Source organism: Pseudomonas sp. LBUM1646 (genome assembly GCF_059716165.1).
Genome location: NZ_CP166810.1, coordinates 4,684,222 through 4,707,632 on the forward strand (window position 1 = coordinate 4,684,222; position 23,411 = coordinate 4,707,632).

Annotated in this window: 2 protein-coding genes (1 of these 2 running past the window's edge); both read right to left on the reverse strand. The window is 62.6% G+C overall.

Annotated features, from left to right (window positions below):
* Positions 1-15,036, reverse strand: coding sequence for a non-ribosomal peptide synthase/polyketide synthase (locus ACA071_RS21365; RefSeq protein ID WP_497640982.1), 15,036 nt, complete (start codon positions 15,034-15,036; stop codon positions 1-3).
* Positions 15,036-23,411 carry the 3' portion of a non-ribosomal peptide synthetase gene (locus tag ACA071_RS21370; RefSeq protein WP_497640983.1) on the reverse strand. 3,996 nt of this gene lie beyond the right edge of the window, so only the last 8,376 of its 12,372 coding nucleotides appear in the window; its start codon lies beyond the right edge, outside the window; the stop codon is at positions 15,036-15,038. Before ACA071_RS21370 ends, ACA071_RS21365 begins: the two co-directional genes overlap by 1 nt.

Genomic DNA, 23,411 nt, shown 5'->3' on the forward strand with positions numbered 1-23,411 from the left:
TTACAGGGCTACTGATTCAACGATCGCGCCGAGCATTTCTTCAGCCTCGGCGAGGAACGTTTCATCGCGCGGAATCTGGAAGTGCCCGCAATCGATCCATTCACCCACCAGCGCCGGTTGCGCCAATTGATTGGCCAGTTCGACGGCTTCGTCTTCACGCCCCAGGGTCCACCAGCAGGTTGGCTCGACGTTCAGCGCTGTGCAGCGATCCAGCTTGAGGGACAACAGCTTGAGGCGCCGCGCGACGCTGAACACATGGGCCAACTCATCGGCGCCCAGTGCCGCGTAAGTCGAAGCCGCTGCGGTCATCGCCGTAGTCAACACCGTCCGCACGTTTTGCGATGTCTCCTCGCCCTCGATCACCCAACCGTGCGCGGCATCGCCCAAGGTCACCCGCAAGAAGTCCCGCAGATCGGCTTGCCAGTCATCCACCGCGCCGGCATTGATCGCCGCCGACGGTACGAAGCTGTCCACCAGGCCGACGACCTCCACACGCTGGCCTTCGCCCTCCAGTTGCGCCGCCATCAGCAACGCCAATGTGCCGCCCAACGACCAGCCCAGCAGGTGATACGGCCCCTGCGGCTGTTTCTCGCGGATCTGCGCCACGTAAGCACTGGCCATGCTTTCCAACGAAGCATCGTTCCAGGCCGGATCCAGAAGCATCCGGCACTGGATCGCCAACACCTGGCGTTGACCGCTCAAGCGACGGGCCAGCGGTTCGTAGTCGAACACCGTGCCGAAGCCGGCGTGGATGCAGAACAGCGGCGCGACGCCTTTGACTTCAGCGTTCATCGCCAACAGCCCCGAGGTTTTCTCGACGGTGCCCTGAGTGCTGGCCACCAGCTCGGCGATGGTCGGTTTCTGCATCAAGTCGCGCAGTTTCAAGCTCAGGCCCTGGGCCTTCAGCGGTCGGCTGCGGGCAATCACTTGCAGGCTGAGAATCGAATCGCCGCCCAGTTCGAAGAAGTTGTCGGTCAGGCCGACGCGCTCGATTTTCAGCACGTCCTGCCAGATTTTCGCCAAGGCTTTTTCCAACACGGTGGACGGCGCCACGTGCTCTTGACGCTGATCCGCCTCAGGACTTGGCAAGGCCTTGCGGTCGAGTTTGCCGTTCGGCGTCAGCGGCATGCGCTCCAGCAATACCAGGTGCGTCGGCACCATGTAGTCCGGCAGGCTGGCCTTGAGCTGTTCGCGCAGTCCTTCGCACAAACCGCTTGCCGGGGCGTCGGCATTGGCCAGCACATAACCGACCAGTTGCTTGCCGCTGACCCCTTCGCGAGCCACCACGGCGGCGTCGCGCACACCCGGTTGCTGCTTGAGGCGTGCTTCGATTTCACCCAGCTCGATGCGGAAACCGCGAATCTTCACTTGATGGTCGATGCGCCCCAGGTAATCGATGGTGCCGTCCTCGCGCTGGCGAACCAGGTCGCCGGTGCGGTACAGGCGACTGCCATCGGCGCTGAACGGGTTGGCCACGAATCGCTCGGCAGTTCCAGCGGAACGTCCCAGATAACCCCGAGCCAACGCGCCGCCGAGGTACAGTTCCCCGGCGATACCGGCCGGCAAACGGTTGAGGTCGCTGTCCAGCACATAACCGCTGCGCTCACCGACCACACTGCCAATCGGGGCGTAAGCCGCGCCGCACACATCCTCGGCGCCGGCCTTCCAGATCAGTGGCGTGACCACGGTTTCGGTCGGGCCGTAGCCGTTGATGATGTATTGCGGTTTCAATGCACGCTTGGCCAGTTCGAAACTCGCCGCTGGCACTGCATCGCCGCCGAAGCAGTAGATGCGCACCGGCGGTGGGTTGCCCTGCTGCTCGGCGTGTTCGGCCAGTTGCTGCAAGTACACCGGCGGGAATGCCGCCACGGTGACGCCATGCTCGTGCAACGCCGTGAAGGTTTGCTCGGCGGTCCACAGGCTGTCGTCACGAATCAGCAAGCGCCCGCCGTGGGTCAGGGTGGTCAACCAGCGTTCATGGGCACCGTCGAAGGCGAACGACATAAAGTGCAATTCGCAGTCGGCTTCGCTCATTTCATAACGCTGACCGATCGCCTGGCAGTGCATCGCCAGCGGCCCGTGGGCCACGCCAACACCCTTCGGTTGCCCGGTGGAGCCGGAGGTGTAGATCACGTACGCGAGGTTGCCCGGTTGCACGTCGATTTGCGGCGCGTGGCTTGGCTGCGCGTCGAGGTCCAGTTGATCCAGGGCCATGACGTGCAAGTTGTCCTGACTCGGCAGCACCTCGCGCAGGCTCGAATCGCTGAGCAGCAAGGCGATCCCGGAGTCGCGCATCAGGTAGCTCAACCGCTCACGGGGATAAGTCGCGTCCAGCGGCACATAGGCACCACCGGCCTTGAGCACCGCGAGCAGCGCGACAATCATGTTTTCGCTACGCGGCAACGCCACGCCAACCCGCACTTCCGGGCCGACGCCTTCGGCGATCAACGCATGGGCCAGGCGATTGGCCCGGGCCTCGATCTGGCCGTAGCTGAACGCCTGACTGTTGAAGATCACGGCGGTTTTTTCACCAAGAGGCGCTGCCCATCGCGCGATGCGCTGGTGAACCGGCGCTGCAACTTTTTGCGTCTCGACCGCTGTCGTCGGCAACGCCTGCCCTGTCACCAAACCGATACGGCCCAGTGGCTGCGCCGCGTCCTGCGTCAGCGCCGCGAGCAAGCCTTCCATGTTGCTGCGGATGCCTTCCACGGTCGCCAGATCAAAATGCTCGCGCAGGAACATGTACTCGATCACCAAACCTTCTTCGAGGGTGACCATCAGGTCCATCGGGAAGTTGGTCAGGCCGGCGCTGTTGGTTTCGCCAAACTTCAGCGAGTCGTCGCGCCACTCGCGCAGCGCCTGGTCGATAGGATGGTTCTCGAACACGATGATGCTGTCGAACAGCGATTGCCCGGCACGACCGGCCCAGCGCTGCACATCACTGAGCGGCGTATATTCGCGCTCACGCATTTCCAGGTTGAAGTCCTGCAAGTCGCGCAGCCAGTCACCGACCGCTTGCTCGGCGCGCACATCCTTGATCACCGGCAAGGTGTTGATGAACAGGCCGAGGATCGATTCCGACGCCGGCAGACTCGCCGGACGCCCCGCCACCGTGGCGCCGAACGCCACGCAACGCTGACCGCTGTAACGGCTGAGCAGCACCAGCCACGCACCCTGCACCAAGGTGTTGAGGGTGATTTGCTGGGATTGCGCGAAGGCCTTGAGTTGCTCGGTGCGGGTTTCGCCCAGGCGGCTGTAAAGCGCTTCGTGACCATGACCCTGCCCAACCCGCGGCACGGCGTCGGCCAGATAGGTCGGCTCATCCAGCTGCGCCAGTTGCTCACGCCAGAACCCTTCGCTGGCGTTGGCATCCTGTTGTTGCAGCCAATTGATGTAACGACGGTACGGCACCGCCTCGGACAAGGCCTGGCCGGAATACTGGCTCAGCACTTCGCCGATCAGTTGCGAGGAACTCCAACCGTCGATGAGGATGTGGTGGTAGGTCCAGATCAGCTGATAGCTGTCCTCCCCTACCCGCACCAGTGTCAGGCGTTGCAGCGGCGGACGATCCAGGTCGAAGCCCTTGGCCCGTTCGCTGTCGGCCAGTTGCTGCAAGGCTTCGGGCGAACTGTCCTGGTCGCGCCAGTCGAGCAGGCTGATCGGCAATTGCGGATCGGCGAGCACGAATTGCAGCGGCTCGGCCATGTCCTGCCAGAGGAAACCGGTGCGCAGGATGTCGTGACGCAAGCTCACTGCTTCCCAGGCAGCCTTGAACCGCAGCGGCTCCAGGCCTTGCACCGGAATGCACAACTGGTTGATGTAGAGGTCGGCGTCCGGCGAGTTCAAGCCGAGGAACAGCATGCCTTGCTGCATCGGTGACAAGCGGTACAAACCGTCGAGCTGACCTTCCGGCAACGGCAACGCGGCCAATTGCGCGTCGTTCAAGCCATGCAGCGGCATGTCGATCAGCGCCACCGGTTGTTGATGCGTGCCTTCGGTGGCTTGCGCTCGCAGGGCCAGTTGCTGGATGGTCGGCTGCTGGAACAGGTCTTTGGGGCTCAGTTCGATCCCTTGCTGACGCGCACGGCTGACCACCTGAATCGAGATGATCGAATCGCCGCCCAACGCAAAGAAGTTATCGGTGGTGCTGATCCGCTCCAGGCCGAGCACCGCTTGCCAGATGTTGACCAGCGTCTGCTCGGTAGCGTTGGCCGGTTCGACGTGTTGCTGCGAAGCGGCAAACTCCAGCGCCGGCAGACGTTTGCGGTCGAGTTTGCCGTTGGGGCTGAGCGGCATCTGCGCCAGCCACACGCGGTGCGCCGGGACCATGTAATCCGGCAGGCTTTCGCCCAGCCAAGTGGTCAGGTCGTCGTTCAGCGATTCGGCGACATCGACAGTGGCCGGATCGACCGACACCAGGTACGCCACCAGTTGCTTGCTGCCCAATACGTCTTGAGCTACAACCACCGCTTCGCGCACGGCGGCATGTTCCATCAGCCGTGCTTCGATCTCCCCAAGCTCGATCCGCAGGCCACGCAGCTTGACCTGATGGTCGATGCGCCCGACGTACTCGATCACGCCATCAGCGCGATAACGCGCCAGGTCACCGGTGCGGTACAGGCGCTGGCCATCACCGAACGGGCTGGCGACGAAACGCTCGGCGCTCAACCCGGCACGGCGATGATAACCACGGGCCAGACCGACGCCGCCGAGATACAACTCACCGGCGACGCCGATTGGCAGCGGATTAAGGCCGCTATCAAGAATGTAGGTGGTCAGGTTGGCAATCGGTTGCCCGATCGGCACGCCGTCGCGACCTTCATCGCGGCAGGTCCAGTGCGTCACGTCGATCGCCGCTTCGGTCGGGCCGTAGAGGTTGTACAACCCGGCGCCCGGCAGCTTGGCGAACACTTGGGTTGGCGCGTCCACCGGCAGCGCTTCACCACTGCACACGATGCGCGTCAGGCTGCTGCAACTGCCGACGTTGGCATCTTGCAGGAACGCTTGCAGCATCGACGGCACGAAGTGCAGCGTGCTGACCTGCTGCTGGTTGATCAGCGCAATCAGTTTCGCCGGATCGCGGTGATCGCCAGGGGCGGCCACCACCAGACGTGCGCCGGTCATCAGCGGCCAGAAGAACTCCCAGACCGACACGTCGAAACTAAATGGGGTTTTCTGCAATACCGTGTCGGCAGCGCCCAGCCCATAAGCCTGTTGCATCCACATCAGACGGTTGGTCAGCGCTTTGTGCGAGTTGCCCGCGCCCTTCGGCATGCCGGTCGAGCCGGAGGTGTAGATCACGTAAGCGAGGTTGCTCGCGTCGTAACTGACCTGCGGATCGCAACTCGGGAACCCGGCAAAATCTGCGCCGGACGCTTCCAGGCACAGGGTCTGCACACCGTCGGGAATCGGCAGGCTGGCCAGCAGGTGCGGCTGGGTCAGCAACTGGTCGATGCCGCTGTCGGCGATCATGTAGCTCAAGCGATCACGCGGGTATTCCGGGTCCAGCGGCACGTAGGCGCCGCCCGCCTTGAGAATCGCCAGCAGGCCGACGACCATTTCCAGGCTGCGTTCCACCGCGATACCCACCAGCACGTCCGGGCCAACCTTGCGTGCGATCAAGGCATGGGCCAACTGGTTGGCGCGGGCGTTGAGTTGGGCGTAGCTCAAAGACTCGGCGCCAAACGCCAGCGCAGGAGCATCCGGCGTGCGTCGGGCCTGGGCTTCGATCAGGGTGTGCACGCCCTGCTCCAGCGAGTAGGCAACCCCGGTGGCATTCCATTGCTCGACCATCAATTGCTGCTCGACGATGCCCAACAGGTTCAGCGAACCGAGGGTCGCTTCGCCGGACTGGACCATTTGCTGCAACAAGGTGTCGAGGTGTTGGCTCAACTGCACGATCACCGAGTCGGCGAACTGTGCGCGCTGGTAGCTGTAATGCAGCGACAGTTCCTCGCTGACATTCACCGCCAGGGTCAGCGGGTAGTTGGTCTGCTCGTGGTTGTTGACGTTGCCAAAGCGCAGCTCCGAAGGCGCGCCCTGCTCCAACGCCTCGGACACCGGGTAGTTCTCGAACACCAGGATGTTGTCGAACAGCGCTTCGCCGCTCTTGCCGGCCCAGCGCTGGATGTCGAACAACGGCGTGTGTTCATGCTCGCGCAGGGTGATGTTCTGCGCCTGCACACTCTGCAACCATTGGCCCACGGTGAGTTCCGAACGGGGGCTAGCGATGACTGGCAGGGTGTTGATGAACAGGCCGATTTGCTGCTCGACGCCTTTAAGCTCGCTTGGACGACCGGAAACGGTGGCGCCGAACGCCACGCTGTCCTGGCCGGTCAGGCGTTGCAACAGCAACAGCCACGCGGCCTGGATCAAGGTGTTGAGGGTGACTTTCTGTTGGCGGGCGAACTCACCCAACTCCCGAGTCTGCTCGGCGCTGAGGAAGCAATAACGCTCGCCATGGCCGTCGAGGTTTTCATCAGTTTGCTGACGCTGGATCGCCTGGGCCAGGCGCGTCGGTTCCTGAAGGTTGGCCAGTTGACCTTTCCAGTAGCTTTCGCTGACCGCCACGTCCTGGCGTTGCAACCAGTCGATGTAGTCGCGATAACGCCCGGCCAACGTCGGTATCGGCTCGCCGCTGTAGCGTTGCAATACTTCGCCGAGCAACTGCGAGTTGCTCCAGCCGTCCATCAGGATGTGATGGTTGGTGTAGATCAAATGGCAGCGCTGATCATCGAGGCGCACCACGACCATGCGCAGCAACGGCCCTTGGGCCAGGTCGAAACCTTGCGCCTGTTCAGCGACGGCCAGTTCGTCGAGGGCTGCTTGCCAATCGCTGCGATCACGCCAGTCGAGCACGCTGAACGGCATGTCCAACTGCTTGTGCACCACTTGCACCGGGCGCACCACCTGCCCTTGCCAGACAAAACTGGTGCGCAGGATGTCGTGGCTGTCCACCGCCGCTTGCCAGGCTTGCTGGAAGTGCTGCGGGTCGAGGCCTTCGACGTCGAGGCGGACCTGGTTGATGTAATCGCCGCTCGATTGCTCGTAGAGGCTGTGGAACAACATGCCTTGCTGCATCGCCGACAGCGGGTAGACATCGGCGATCTGCTGCGCGGCCACCGGCAGGCTATCGAGTTGCAGCTGGGTCAGGCCGGCCAGCGGGAAGTCCGAAGGCGTCAGGCCCTGGACGCCAGGGGTCACGCAATGCGCGATCAGCGCCGCCAGTTCGTCGGCGTAGTCCTCGGCCAGGCGTTCGATGGTGGCGCTGTCGAAGCGCTCGCTGCTGAAGCTCCAACCGACACTCAGTTCGCCGCCATACACCTGACCATTGAGGGTCAGCCAGTTGCCCATCGGCGCGTCGAGGCTCTGCTCCAGCCCGGCATTGTCTTGCGCCGGGGTGAACAGCGCCGCGTCATCGCCCTCGAAACTGCCGTCGAACTGGCCGAGGTAGTTGAAGGTGATCCGTGGGCTCGGCAAGGCGCGCAGGGTTTGCTGCGCCTGCTCATCGCCGAGGTGACGCAGGGCGCCGAAGCCGATGCCCTTGTGCGGGATCGAACGCAGTTGTTCCTTGATCTGCTTGATCGAGTCACCGGGCTCGGCGGCCGGGGTCAAACGCACCGGGAACAGGCTGGTGAACCAACCGACGGTGCGGGTCAGGTCAACGCCGTCGAACAGCTCTTCGCGGCCATGGCCTTCGAGCTGGATCAGCGTCGATTCCTGACCGGTCCAGCGACCGATCACCCGCGCCAGTGCAGTCAGCAAGAGGTCGTTGACCTGAGTGCGATAGGCCGCCGGGGCTTCTTGCAGCAATTGCCGGGTCAGGTCCTGATTCAGGCGCGTCTGCACGTTCAGCGCCAGACGATTCTGCTGGCCGGCATCAATGCGCTTGCACGGCAGATCGGTGCTGACGTCGCTCAAACAGGCTTGCCAGTACGCCAGCTCCTGCTGCAACGCCGGGCTGTTGGCGTAGCGCTGCAAGTGTTCGCTCCAGTCCTTGAAGGCACTGGTCTTGGCCGGCAGTTTCAGCGCCTGGCCGTCGAGCAGTTGCTGATAAGCGTTTTGCAGGTCTTCGAGCAGGATTCGCCACGACACGCCGTCCACCGCCAGGTGATGGATCACCAGCAACAGGCGCTGACTGCCATCGGCGAAAGTCGCCAGCACGGCGCGCAGCAGTTGACCCTGTTGCAGGTCGAGACTGCGTTGCGCGCGGTTGCCCAAGGCTTCGAGCGCGGCGGCATCGGCCACCGATTCCTGCCATAGCAATGGGTGCTGCAGTTGTTCAATCGACTGATGTTCCGCCACCCAAGCATCGTTCTGTTGGGTGAAACTCAGGCGCAACGCATCGTGATGCGCCACCAACGCCAGCAGGACTTGCTCGACTGTTTCCGCATCCAGCACCACTCGCGGCTTGAGCAGTACCGACTGGTTCCAGTGGTGACGCTCAGGGATTTCATCGTCGAAGAACTGCTGCTGGATCGGCAACAGCAACGCCGCCCCGCTCACTGCTTGTTGATCGATGCCGGATTCGTTTTCGCCGACCTGCGCCACCAGCGCCAGACGTTGCACGGTCTGGTGCTGGAACAGGTCTTTGGGGCTCAGGCGAATGCCCAGTTGTCGGGCACGGCTGACCACCTGAATCGAGATGATCGAATCGCCGCCGAGTTCGAAGAAGTTGTCGTTGAGGCCCACTTGCGGCAGCTTCAGCACGTCTTGCCAAATCGCCGCGATGCGCTGCTCCAGCTCGCTTTGCGGGGCCTGATAAGCCTGCTGCGCCTGGCTGGCGTCCGGGGACGGCAAGGCGTTGCGGTTGAGTTTACCGTTGGCGGTCAACGGCAGTTGCGCCAACAGCAACAGGTGCGCCGGGATCATGTGATCCGGCAGGTTTTCCTTGAGTGCGGCGCGCACGCTGTCGCGCCATTGGCCTTGTTCGGTCGCAGTGGCATCCAGCAATGCGGCATCGCTGGGCACCAGATACGCCACCAGTTGCTGACCGCTGAGGCCCGGCTGCGCCAGCACAACCGCCTGACCGATGACGCTCTGTTCCAGCAGTTGCGCTTCGATTTCACCGAGCTCAATGCGGAAGCCGCGAATCTTCACCTGATGGTCGATTCGACCGACGTATTCGATCACGCCGTCAGCGCGATAACGCGCCAGGTCGCCGGTGCGGTACAAGCGGCCACCGTCAGCGGCGAATGGATCGGGGATAAAGCGCAGGCAGGTCAGGTCGGCGCGGTTCAGGTAACCCCGGGCCAGGCCGGCGCGGCCGACGTACAGTTCGCCGATGCAACCTTTGGCGACCGGGTTCAGATCACCGTCGAGCAAGTACCACGATAAGTCCGGGATCGGCTCGCCAATCGGGCTGCTCGCTTCGCGTTGCAGGTCAGCCAGGGTCAACGGCCGGTAGGTCACGTGGACCGTGGTTTCGGTAATGCCATACATGTTGATCAGTTGCGGGGCCTGGTCGCCAAAACGCTCGAACCATGGACGCAGGCTCTTGACCTCCAGCGCCTCGCCACCGAACACCACGTAACGCAGGGACGGTTGCAGCGCGGCGTGTTCCGGCGCGCAAGCGACTTGCATCAGTTGCTTGAACGCCGATGGCGTCTGGTTGAGCACGCTGATGCGCTCGCGGCACAGCAACGCGTAGAAGTCTTCCGGCGAACGGCTGGTCTCGTAAGGCACCACCACCAATTTGCCGCCGTAGAGCAGCGCGCCAAAGATTTCCCAGACCGAGAAGTCGAACGCGTAGGAGTGGAACAGGCTCCAGACATCCTGCGGGCCGAAATTGAACCAGTCCTGGGTCGCTTCGAACAGGCGCAGCACGTTGTGATGGGCGAGCAAGGTGCCCTTCGGCTGGCCGGTGGAACCGGAGGTGTAGATCACGTAAGCCAGGTTGTCCGGGCTCATGACCACCTGCGGATTGGCATCGCTGTAGCCTTCGAGGCCATCGCGATCCTGATCCAGCATCAGGCTGCGCACCGAATCCGGCACCGGCAGACGACCGAGCAGATGGCTTTGGGTCAACAGCAGGCCTATACCGCTGTCGCCGATCATGTAGGCCAGGCGTTCTTCGGGATAGCTCGGGTCCAGCGGCACGTAGGCGCCGCCGGCCTTGAGGATCGCCAGCAGACCGATCAGCATCTCCAGGCTGCGCTCGACCGCGAGGCCGACGCGCACATCCGGGCCGACGCCGCTGTCGATCAGTTTGTGCGCCAATTGGTTAGCGCGGGTATTCAGCTCACCGTAGCTCAGGGTCTGCTCGTTGTAGCTCACGGCAATGGCTTCGGGCGCACGCAAAGCCTGGGCTTCGATCAGTTCATGCAGGCAACCCTGGCTCGGGAAATCGACCACCGTCGGGTTCCACTGCAACAACGTGGCCTCGCGTTCGGCGTTGTCCTGCAACGGCAACTCGGCGATGCGTTGGCCGCAATCGGCGACGATGGCGTTCAGCAGGTTCGACCAATGCCCGGCCAGACGCTGCATGGTGGCGGCGTCGAACAGGTCGGTGGCGTAAGTCAGTTCGGCCCAAACGTTATCGGCGGACTCAAAGGTGTCCAGGGTCAGGTCGAACTGAGCAGTGTGCGAGACCCAGCTCAGGCCTTCGATTTCGATCTGCGGCAAACGCGCCGCGCCCCGCCCTTCCCGGGCCTGACTCTGGTGGTTGTGCATCACCTGGAACAACGGACTGTGGCTCAGGCTGCGTTCCGGTTGCAGCGCATCCACCAGTTGCTCAAACGGCAGGTCCTGATGGGCCTGGGCGCCAAGCACGGTGTTTTTGACTTGGGCCAACAGGCTGCGGAAGGTCTGCTGACTGTCGATCTCGGCCTTCAGCACCTGGGTGTTGACGAAGAAGCCGATCAAGCCTTCGGTTTCGAGGCGATTGCGGTTGGCTACCGGCACGCCGACGCGGATGTCGGCCTGACCGCTGTAGCGATGCAGCAAGGTCTGGAACGAGGCCAGCAACAGCGCGAACAGCGTGACGTTTTCCTGCTGCGCCACGTGCTTGAGGCCGGCGGCCAGTTCGGCGCTCAGCAGAATATCCTGACGGGCACCGCGATAGCTTTGCTCGGTTGGGCGTGGACGGTCGGTCGGCAGTTCCAGCAACGGTTGATCGCTGCCCAATTGCGCAGTCCAGTAAGCCAGTTGACGCTCACGCTCACCAGCCTCCATCCACTGCCGTTGCCACACGGCGTAGTCGGCGTATTGCACCGCCAGCGCCGGCAATTGCGGCGTCTGGCCCTGGCTGAAACCGGCATACAGCGCGATCAGTTCATCGACCATGATCCCCATCGACCAGCCATCGGACACGATGTGGTGCAGGGTGATGATCAACGCATGGTCATCGGCGGCCAGGCGCAACAGCTTGACCCGCAGCAGCGGGCCTTGTTGCAGGTTGAACAGGTGCAGGGTTTCTTCGGCCACCAGGGCCTGAAGTGCGGCGTCGTCGAGTTCACTGTCGAGCGCCAGCACTTGCAGATCCAGCGAGGCGTTAGCCTGGATCAATTGCAAGGTCTGCCCCTGCTCTTCAACGAAGCAGGTGCGCAAGGATTCGTGACGGGCGATCAAGCTGTCGAAGCTTTGCTGCAACGCCGACAAGTCCAGCTCCCCGCGCAGTCGCAGCGCCGCCGGGAGGTGATACGCGGTGCTGGTCGGTTCCAGTTGCCAGAGGAACCACTGACGTTCCTGGGCATACGACAACGCCATCGGTTGCGAGCGCGGCAACGCCACAATCGGCGGTTCCTGCTGAGCCTGCTCGACGCCGAGCGCGGCAACAAAATCCTGCAAGGTGCTGTGCTCGAACAGCGTGCGCAGCGGCACTTGCACATTCAGCGCCTGCCGCACCCGCGAGACTACCTGGGTCACCAGAAGCGAGTGGCCGCCGAGTTCAAAGAAGTTGTCGCTCAAACCGACCTGTTCCAGCTTGAGCACCGCTTGCCAGATTTCGGCGACGGTGTGCTGGGTGACGGTTTGCGGGGCGATGTAAGTCGATTGCAACTGACTGGCATCAGGCGCCGGCAATGCCTTGCGATCTACCTTGCCATTGGGGGTCAGCGGCAGTTGCGCGAGGAACAACAAGTGCGCCGGCACCATGTATTCCGGCAGCTCGGCCTTGAGATTGGCCTTGAGTTCGGCGCGCAGTGCGGCTTCATCATCAACCGCCACCGCCGCAACTACATAAGCCACCAACTGTGGACCGGTCGGACCGTCCTGCGCCACCACCACGGTTTCGCGAACGCTGTCGAGGGCCAACAAACATGCTTCGATCTCGCCGAGCTCGATGCGGAAACCACGGATTTTTACCTGGTGGTCGATCCGCCCGATGTACTCGATCACACCTTCGGCGCGATAACGGGTCAAGTCGCCGGTGCGGTACAAGCGTTCGCCGCTGAACGAGAACGGGTCGGGTACGAAGCGTTCGGCAGTCAGCGATGGACGCTCGAAGTAGCCACGGGCCAGGCCTTCTCCGCCGATCAGCAGTTCGCCCGGTGCGCCGACCGGGTTCAATTCCAGGTCGCTGCCCAGGATGTACAGCGCCGTGTTGTCGATCGGTTTACCGAGGAATGGACGACTGTTTTCAGCGGACAACGGGTGCAGCGCCGACCAGATGGTAGTTTCGGTCGGACCGTAGAGGTTCCAGACTTTGGCCGACAGCGCGAGCATGCGCTGAGCCAGTTCCTGCGGCAGCGCTTCACCGCCACACAGGAACATGCGACCCGCCAGAATCTGTACCTGCTCGCTGTCGAGCAGCATGCGCCAGGTCGAAGGCGTGGCTTGCAACACGGTCACGGCGTGGCGCTCGATCAGTTCGAGCACCGCTTGCGGGTCTTGGTGTACGTCCTTGCCGGTCAGCACCACGCTGGCACCGGCCAGCAGCGGACCGTAGATTTCCAGGCCGAAAATATCGAACGAGAACGTGGTCAGCGACAGCATCCGGTCCTGAGCATTGAGGCCCGGTTGATTGACCATGCTCGCAACGAAATTGCACAGCGCCGCATGGCGCACCATCACGCCTTTCGGCTTGCCAGTGGAACCCGAGGTGTAGATCACGTAAGCCAGGTGTTCGCCATTCAGCGCCACCGTTGGGCACGTCTGTGGATAAGCGGCCAGCCACGCTTGCGGCTGATCGAGCAGCAAGGTGTTGAGCCCGGTCGGAATCGGTAGCTGCGCTTGCAAATGGGATTGGGTCAACAGCAGTTCGAGGCCACTGTCTTCGATCATGTAGGCCAGGCGATCCTCGGGATACGCCGGATCCAGCGGCACGTAAGCGCCGCCGGCCTTGAGGATCGCCAGCAGGCCGACGATCATTTCCACGCTGCGTTCGACGGCGATGCCCACCAGTCGATCCGGGCCGACGCCCGCCTCGATCAGTTTGTGCGCGAGCTGGTTGGCGCGGGTGTCGAGCTGAGCGTAAGTCAGGGAGTCTTCGCCAACGATCAGGGCAATCGCGTCCGGCGTTTGTTCAGCCTGAACGGCGATGCGCTGCTGCACGCACGGTGCTTGCGCGCGGTGTTCGACCACGCGGTGCCAATCCTGCAACAGCGCGGTTTGCTCAGTGCTGTCGAGCAGCGGCAGTTCGCCGATGCGCTGGTTCGGCTCATCGACGATGCCTTGCAGCAAATTCTGCCAATGCCGCGCCAGGCGTTCGATGGTCGCAGGTTCAAACAAATCGGTGGCGTAGGTCAGTTCGGCCGCGACGCCTGCGCTGGACTCGTAAGTGCCGAGGGTCAAATCAAACTGCGCGGTGCGGCCCTCCCAAACGATGTCTTCGACGCTCAGTTGCGGCAGTTGCACCTGGCTCTGGCGTTGGGTCTGGTCGTTGACTGCCTGGTGGTTGTACATCACCTGGAACACCGGGCTGTGGCTCAGACTGCGTTCCGGTTGCAGGGCTTCGATCAATTGTTCGAAAGGCAAATCCTGATGGGCCTGGGCGGACATCGCCGACTGTTTGACCTGAGCCAGCAACTGCCTGAACGGCAGTTGCCCGTTCACTTCGGCGTTGAGTACTTGAGTGTTGACGAAGAAGCCGATCAGCCCTTCCGTCTCCACCCGATTGCGGTTGGCCACCGGCACGCCGACGCGGATTTGCGGCTGGCCGCTGTAGCGATGGAGCAAGGCCTGGAACGAGGCCAGCAACACCATGAACAGGCTCGCGCCTTCGCGTTGGGCCAGTTGCTTGAGGGATTCACCGAGGTTCGCCGACAGGTTCAGGTCCAGGCGCGCACCGCGAAAGCTTTGCACCGCTGGGCGTGGATGATCGATCGGTAGTTCCAGCACCGGTTGCTCGCCACCCAGGGTTTCCAGCCAATAGGCCAACTGACGCTCGCGCTCGCCGGCCTCCAGCCAGTGACGCTGCCAGATTGCGTAGTCGGCGTATTGCACCTCCAGTTCGGGCAGGGTCAGCGACTGACCGCTGGTGTCGGCGGCGTAGTGTTTGATCAGCTCACCGACCAGCACTTGCATTGACCAGCCATCGGAGATGATGTGGTGCTGGATCAGCGCCAGCACATGATCGTCTTCGGCAATTTTCAGCAGCGAAACGCGTAGCAGCGGCCCTTGTTGCAGATTGAACGGGCGCGCGGTTTCGTTCTCGACGAAGGCCTTGATGTGTGCTTCGACGCCGGCGGCATCCAGGCCTTGGGGCAACGCCTGCAACGCGATGCTCAAGGGCATCTGCGGATGAATCACCTGGCAGGTCTTCTCGTCCTGCTCGACGAAGGTGGTACGCAAGCTTTCGTGGCGCGTGACCAGGGCGTTGAAGCTGCGCTCCAATGCCGCCACATCCAGCCGACCCTTGAGGCGCAGGGCGCTGGGAATGTGATACGCGGTGCTGTGCGGGTCCATCTGCCAGAGGAACAACTGGCGTTCCTGGGCGTAGGACAGCGGGATCGCCTCAAACCCGGAGCGGGTCTCGGGGATCGGCAGGTTCGCCGGGGACACGCCCTCTTCCAGCATCTTGGCCAGGTACAGCTTACGTTTGTCCAGCGGCAGAGTGATAAAGCGCTTGGCAATCCTCAAAGCAACACTCTTGTCCATTAGACTTCCTCCATTTCGTCAAGCAGGGCTTCCAGCTTGTTCAGTTTCTGTTCATCGATGGCCCCGTCTTCGGCATCGAGGTGAGCGACAAAATCGCTCAGGACGGGGTGCTGGAATAACAATTGCGGCGTCAGCGTCAGCCCCAGTTCAAGGGCAATACGCGACACCACGTTGACCGCCAGCAGCGAATGCCCGCCCAGTTCGAAGAAGTGGTCGTTCAAGCCGATGCGCTCAACGGTAAGAACTTGCTGCCAGATCGCCGCGACCTGTTGTTCGAGTTCGCTGACCGGCGCGACATAACGGGCTTGCATCTGGCTGGCGTCCACCGCCGGCATGGCCTTGCGGTCGAGTTTGCCGTTGGGGGTCAGGGGCAATTGCCCGAGGAACACCAGATGCGCCGGAATCATGTAGTCAGGTAACGAAGACTTGAGCGCAGTCTTTAGTCCCTCGCGCAGTTGTCGTTGCGCTTCGCTGTCGTCCAGCGCCAGTTGCGGAGCGACCACATACGCCACCAATTGCGCGCCGCCCTCGGCATCCAGCGCCAACACCGCCACTTCCGTGACGGTTGGTTGCGCCAGCAGTCGCGCCTCGATTTCACCCAGTTCGATGCGGAAACCACGGATCTTCACTTGATGGTCGATGCGGCCCATGTACTCCAGCTCGCCATCCTCGCGATGACGGGTCAGGTCACCGGTGCGGTACAAACGTCCGCCATTGCTGGAGAACGGATTAGGCACAAACTTCTCGGCAGTCATGCCCGGCCGTACCAGATAACCGCGCGTGATGCCGGCGCCGGCCAGGTACAACTCGGCGGAAACGCCTTGTGGAACCGGCTGCAAATCGGCGTCCAGCAGATGGCTGCTGGTGTGTTTCAGTGCGCGGCCGATACTTGCGGTGCCACCGGACTGGCGGCGAGTCCAGGTCGAATAGGTGGTGTCTTCGGACGGGCCGTAGAGGTCGTAGACGTGTTCGATAGTCGCTTGCTCATACAGCGTGTCCACCAATGCCTGTTTCAGCGGTTCGCCGGCCAGGTTGATGATGCGCACGCTGACCGGAATCTGCCCGGCGCGCTGCAATGCGGCAATCGCCGACGGCACGGTGTTGATCAGACGCACCTGATCCCGGGCCGGCAGTTGCGGCAGTTCCAATGCATTGCGGGCGATGATCAGCGAGCCACCGTTGGCCAGGGTGACAAACAGCTCCCACACCGACAGGTCGAAGCACACCGAGGTCGAGGCCAGCACGCCTTGAATGTCGTCGCGGCTGTACACCGATTGCGACCAGTCGATCAGCGCCATGACATTGCGATGGGCAATGGCCACGCCTTTCGGCTTGCCGGTGGAGCCGGAGGTGTAGATCACGTAGGCGAGGTTGTCCGGAGTGACCGACGTTTGCGGAGCGCTGGCCGAATAATTGCCGAGCTGGATCTCATCCATCAGCAACACCTGTGTACCCGCGCCGACTTGCAAGGTTGCAGCCACTGCTTGTTCGGTCAGCAACACCAGGGCGCGGCTGTCTTCGAGCATGTAGGCCACGCGTTCGGCCGGGTAATCCGGGTCGAGCGGCACGTAGGCACCGCCGGCCTTGAGCACCGCCAGCAGCGCGATCAACAGTTGCTCGGAACGCTGCATCGCAACACCGACCCGCACTTCCGGGCCGACACCCAGCTCAATCAGCTTGTGCGCCAGGCGATTGGCCTGGCCGTCGAGTTCGGCGTAGGTCAGTTGCGTTTCAGCGAAAGTCACGGCCAGAGCATTCGGTGTCGCGGCAACTTGGCGAGTGATGCGCTGGTGAATGCACAGGTCCGTCGCGAAGTTGGCCTCGGCGGTCAGGCTGATAGTGTCCTGCAAGGTCAACTCGCTGAGCGAGCGCTCGCCGGCCTCGCTCATCTGCGCCAACAGATGCTGCAAATGCGCGCCCAACTGCGCCACGGTGGCCGACGCAAAACTGTCGTTCTGATAACTGAAGTGCACCGACAGTTGATTGCCGAGGCTCACCAGCAAGGTCATCGGGTAGTTGGTCTGTTCATGGTTGGCCACCGGGCCGAAACGCAGCCCTTGCGGCGCACCTTGTTCCAGAGCTTCGGAGATCGGGTAGTTCTCGAACACCATCAAGGTGTCGAACAACGCCTCACCGCCCTGCCCGGCCCAGCGCTGGATATCCGCCAGCGACGCGTGCTCGAACTCGCGCAATGCCAGGTTCTGCGCCTGCACGCTTTGCAGCCAACTGGCCAGGCTCTGCTCTGCACGCGGGCCGGCAATCACCGGCAGGGTGTTGATGAACAAACCGATCTGCTGTTCGGAACCCGGCAGGTCTGCCGGACGCCCTGCGACCGTCGCGCCGAACGCCACATTGTCTTTACCGGTATAGCGCTGCAACAGCAGCAACCACGCGGCTTGCACCAGGGTGTTGAGGGTGACTTTCGAGGCGCGGGCAAACTCGCCCAGGCGCTGGGTCAGCTCGACGTCGAGCACTTGATAGTGATCGCCATAACCGACGCTGACGTCTTTCGGCCGAGCAATGGCGTGGGCCAGTCGGGTCGGCTCCTCCAGTGTGCTCAGTGCCGACAGCCAGAACGCTTCGCTGACCGCAGCGTCCTGACGTTGCAGCCAGGCGATGTAGTCGCGATAACGCCCCGGCTGGCGCGCCACGCCCTGACCGCTGTAATGCTGCAACACCTCACCGAGCAACTGTGCGCTGCTCCAGCCGTCCATCAGGATGTGATGGTTGGTGTAGATCAGGTGATGACGGTCGGCGGCGGTTTGCACCAGCACCAGACGCAACAGCGGCGCCTGGGTCAGATCCAGGCCTTGAGCACGCTCTTCGTCGGCCAACGCCTTTAAAGCAGCGTCGAGATCGACTTGATCACGCCAGTCCAAGACACGGAACGGCACTTCAATGTGGCGATGCACCACTTGCACCGGCTGTTCAAGATCGCCCTGCCAGTGGAACGCGGTGCGCAGGATGTCGTGGGCATCGAGCACCGCTTGCCAGGCGTCGCGGAAGCGTTGCGGGTCGACGCCATCGACGTCCAGGCGCATCTGGTTGATGTAGTCGCCAGTGCCGTGTTCCAGCAGCGTATGGAAGAGCATGCCTTGCTGCATTGGCGACAATGGGTAGATGTCATCGATGGCTTGCGGCTGCTCGACCAAAGCATCCAGTTGCGCTTGCGACAGCCGCGCCAACGGGAAGTCCGACGGCGTTACGCCACGGTTGGCGCTGTCGCAGCAATGGGTGATCAGCGCAGTAAGCTCTTGCAGGTAGTCATCGGCCAGGCGCTGGATCGTCGCCTCGTTGAACATCTCGCCGCTGAAGGTCCAGCTCAGGTCCAGTTCACCACCGAATACCTGGCCGTCGAGGGCCAACTGGCTGCCGAGCGGACCTTGCATGTTGACTTCCTGGCCGCCGGATTCGCTGGTCGGCACGAACAGGGCATCGTCCGCCGCATCGAAACTGCCGTCGAACTGGCCGAGGTAGTTGAAGGTCAGGCGTGGTTTGGGCAAGGCTTGCAGGGTTTGCCGCGCGTGGTCATCGCCCAGGTGCGCGAGGGCGCCGAAGCCGATGCCTTTGTTCGGGATGGCGCGCAGTTGTTCCTTGATCTGCTTCAGCGAGGTGCCGAGCTCGGTGACCGGGGTCAGTTTCGCCGGGAACAGGCTGGTGAACCAGCCCACGGTGCGGGTCAGGTCCACGCTGTCGAACAGGTCTTCGCGACCGTGACCTTCAAGTTGCACCAGCACGCTGTCGTCGCCGGTCCAGCGCACCATCACCCGCGCCAACGCGGTCAGCAGCAGGTCGTTGACTTGGGTGCGATAGGCCGCCGGGGCTTCTTGCAACAGCTGCTGGGTCAGGGTTTTGTCGAGGCGGCTACGGATTGCCAGGGCTTGTTGATGTTGCTGCCCGCCCTGCGGGTTATCGCACGGCAATGCGACCGGCGCGCCTTGCAACGCTTGCTGCCAATAATTCAGCTCGGCCTGCAACGGTACGCTGGCGGCATAGCCTTGCAGCGCTTCGGCCCAGGCTTTGACGGCGCTGGTCTTGGCTGGCAATTGGCCTTGGCGATAGGCGGTCTGCAAGTCTTCGAAGAGGATGCGCCACGACACGCCATCCACCACCAGGTGATGGACGATCAACAGCAAACGTTGCGAGCCGTCGGCGAGGTTCGCCAGCACGGCGCGGATCAGCGAGCCGCCGCTCAATTGCAGGCTGCGCTGGGCTTCGTTGCCCAAGGTTTCGAGGGCGGCCAGATCGGCGACGTTGGCTTGCCGCAAGATCGGTTCGGCATTGTTGTTGCCGTACTGCGCGGACCAGCCTTCGCCCTGCTCGACGAAACTCAAACGCAGACTGTCGTGATGAATCACCAGCGCAGCCAAAGCCTGCTCCAACGTTTCAGGATTCAACGCTTGGGTCGGCTTGAGCATCACCGACTGGTTCCAGTGATGACGATCAGGTATCGCCTGGGCAAAGAACACCTGATGCACTGGCAGCAACGGCATTTCACCGCTCACCGGACCTTGATCGATCCGTTGCAACGGTTCGCCGGTCTGCACCACCGCCACCAAGGCCTGAATGGTCTGGTGCTGGAACAGGTCTTTCGGCGTGAAGCGCAATCCAGCCTGACGGGCGCGGCTGACCACTTGAATCGAGATGATCGAATCGCCGCCGAGCTCGAAGAAGTTGTCGCTCAAACCGACCCGCTCCAGCTTCAGCACGTCTTGCCAGATCGTTGCCAGTTGCTGCTCCACGGCGCTTTGCGGCGCGACGTAGGCCTGCTGCAATTGGCTGATGTCAGGGCGTGGCAGGTTCTTGCGGTCGAGCTTGCCGTTGGGGGTCAGCGGCATGCGTTCGAGCAGCAACACGTGGGCCGGCACCATGTGTGCCGGCAGTGCTGCTTTCAGTTGTTCGCGCAGTTGCTCGGCAAAATCCTTACGTGTCGCGTCGCCGACCACATAAGCGACCAGACGTTTGCTCCCGCCGGTTTCCTGAGCCACTACCACTGCTTCACGCACGCCGTCGAAGGTTTGCAAGCGCGCTTCGATTTCGCCCAGCTCGATACGGAAACCGCGGATCTTCACCTGGTTGTCGATACGTTCCAGGTAATCGAAGGTGCCATCGGCGCGTTGGCGCACCAGGTCACCGGTGCGGTAGAGCAAACCACCGGTGCTGCTGAACGGATCGGCGACAAAGCGCTCCGCCGTCAACCCCGGACGATTGAGGTAACCCCGGGCCAGCCCGGTACCGCCGAGGTACAACTCACCGGCCATGCCTTGGGGCAACAGGTTCAGGTCGGCGTCGAGCACGTAGGCGCTGCGATCACCGATGCGGCTGCCGATTGGCGCATAAGCGGCGCCACACTGCACGTCACGCCCGGCCTTCCAGATCAGCGGCGTGACCACGGTTTCGGTCGGGCCGTAGCCGTTGATGATGTACTCCGGGTTCAGCGCACGCTTGACCCGTTCAAAACTGGCATTCGGCACCGCATCGCCGCCGAAGCAATAAATGCGCACCTTCGGCGGGTTGCCTTCACGCTCGGCGTGTTCGGCCAGTTGTTGCAGGTAGACCGGCGGGAACGCGACCACGGTGACGCCGTGTTCGATCATGGCGTTGTAGGTCTGCTCCGGGGTCCACAGGCTGTCGTCGCGAATCAGCAGCGAAGCACCATGGGTCAGGCTGGTCAGCCAGCGTTCATGGGCGCCGTCAAAAGCGAACGACATGAAGTGGAATTCGCAGTCGCTGTCGCGCATTTCATAACGTTCACCGATGGCCAGGCAATGCATCGCCAGCGGACCGTGGGTCACGCTCACACCTTTCGGATTGCCGGTGGAACCAGAGGTGTAGATCACGTAGGCGAGGTTGTCCGGATCGAGGTTTACCGTCGGTGCCGTGGCCAGACGCGCACTCAGGTCGAGGCGATCCAGCTCCAGAACGTTCAGCACGTTTTCGATCGGCAGTTGCGCCGCAATCCGCGAGTCGGTCAGCAGCAACGCCAGACCCGAATCCTGCATCAGGTACGCCAGCCGTTCGCGTGGGTAACTGGTGTCCAGCGGCACGTAGGCGCCACCGGCCTTGAGCACCGCCAGCAGCGCCACGATCAAGCCTTCCCCGCGCGGCAAGGCCACGCCGACCCGCACTTCCGGGCCGACGCCTTGCGCCACCAGTTCATGGGCTAGGCGATTGGCCCGCAGGTCGAGTTCGCCGTAGCTGAAGCGCTGTCCGTCGAAGATCACCGCCGTGCGATCGGGACGCTCAGCCGCCAGCGCTGCAAAACGCTGATGCACCGCGACATTCACCGGGTACGGTTGCGGCTGATTATTCGCTTGTTGCAGGGCGTGTTCTTGAGCCGTGACCAGGGCGATTTCACCCAGACGTCGCTCGGCGGACTCGGCAAAGGTGTCGAGCAAGTGCAGCAAATGAGCACTGAGACGCTCGACGGTCGCGACGCTGAACTTCGCCTGATCGAAACTTAAATGCAGTGTCAGGGTTTCGCCTAACGTCACGCCGACGGTCAGCGGATAGTGGGTTTGATCCTGGTTGGCGACTTCGCCAAACACTACGCCTTGGGCGGTGCCGTGTTGCAGGGCTTCGGAAATCGGGAAGTTTTCGAACACCAGCAAAGTGTCGAACAACGACTCACCGCCCTGCCCGGCCCAACGCTGGATATTCGCCAGCGGCGTGTGTTCGAACTCACGCAGGCTGAGGTTCTGCGCCTGCACGGCGGCCAGCCACGCGCCGACGCTCTGGTCCGGGCGCGAACCGGCGATCACCGGCAAGGTGTTGATGAACAGGCCGACCTGTTGCTCGATGCCCACCAGATCCGCCGGACGCCCGGCCACGGTGGTGCCGAACGCCACGCACTCGCTGCCGGTATAGCGCTGCAACAGCAGCAACCACGCAGCCTGGACCAACGTGTTGACGGTGACTTTCTGCTGACGGGCAAAATCATTCAGACGACGGGTCCGCAACGCGTCCGCCTCGAAATGACGCAGCGTGTGGCCGGTTTCGACCAACACTTCGCCGCCGCTCGCCGCAGCCTGGGCCAACACGGTCGGCTCCTGGAAATCCCCCAGTTGCGCCAGCCAGAACGCCTCACTGACCGCCCCGTCCTGACGTTGCAGCCATTGAATGTAATCGCGATAACGACCGACAGGACGCGGCGGCTGTTGACCGCTGTAGCGCTGCAACACCTCGCCGAGCATCTGCGCGCTGCTCCAGCCATCCATCAGGATGTGGTGGTTGGTGAAGATCAGGTGATGACGGGTGTCCCCGGTCTGGATCAGGGTCAGGCGTAGCAAGCCGGCCTGGGTCAGGTCGAAGCCTTGGGCGAGGTCAGCTGCGGTGAAATCGACGAGTGCCTGGGCGATATCGCTGCGTTCGCGCCAGTCGAGCAGCACGTAAGGCAGTTCCAGGTGGCGATGGATGATTTGCAGCTGTTCCTGCAATTCACCCTGCCAGATGAAGCCGCTGCGCAAGATGTCGTGGGCGTCCATGGTCGCCTGCCAGGCCTCACGGAAACGTTCGGCGTCGAGGCCGTCGACATCGACACACAATTGGTTGATGTAAGTGCCGGTGCACTGTTCATACAAGGTGTGGAACAACATGCCTTGCTGCATCGGCGACAGCGGGTAGATGTCCTCGATACCAGCGGCCAGCACTGGAATCGCGTCCAGTTGCGCTTGATCGATGCGCGCCAACGGGAAGTCCGACGGCGTCACGCCCATCGACTCCGCCAGACAGCAATGACTGATCAGCGCTTCGAGTTCGCGGGCATATTCGTCGGCCAAACGGGCGATGGTCGCTTCGTTGAACACGTCGTTGCTGAAGGTCCAGCGCAGGTCCAGTTCGCCCTCGAACACCTGGCCTTCGACACCCAGCCAGTTGTCCAGTGGCGCTTCGGCACTTTGCTCAAGGCCGGCACTTTCACCGGCAGGGCTGAACAGCGCACCCTCGTCGGCATCGAAACTGCCATCGAACTGGCCGAGATAGTTGAAAGTGATGCGCGGTGCGGGCAAGGCGTTGAGGGAAGATTGTGCCGCCTCATCGCCCAGGTATTTGAGCACGCCAAAACCAATGCCTTTGTTCGGGATCGCCCGCAGTTGTTCCTTGATTCGCTTGAGCGTCGCTGCCAGGGAATCGGCAGGTGTCAGGCGCACCGGGAACAGGCTGGTGAACCAGCCGACGGTGCGGGTCAGGTCGATGTCGTCGAACAGGTCTTCACGACCGTGGCCTTCGAGCTGGATCAAAGTGTCGGCGTGGCCGGTCCAGCGGCAGATTACTCGGGCCAGAGCCGTCAGTAACAAATCGTTGACTTGGGTGCGGTAGGCGGCCGGCGCCTGTTGCAACAGTTGTTGGGTGAAGGCTTTGTTGAGTCGGCTGTGAAC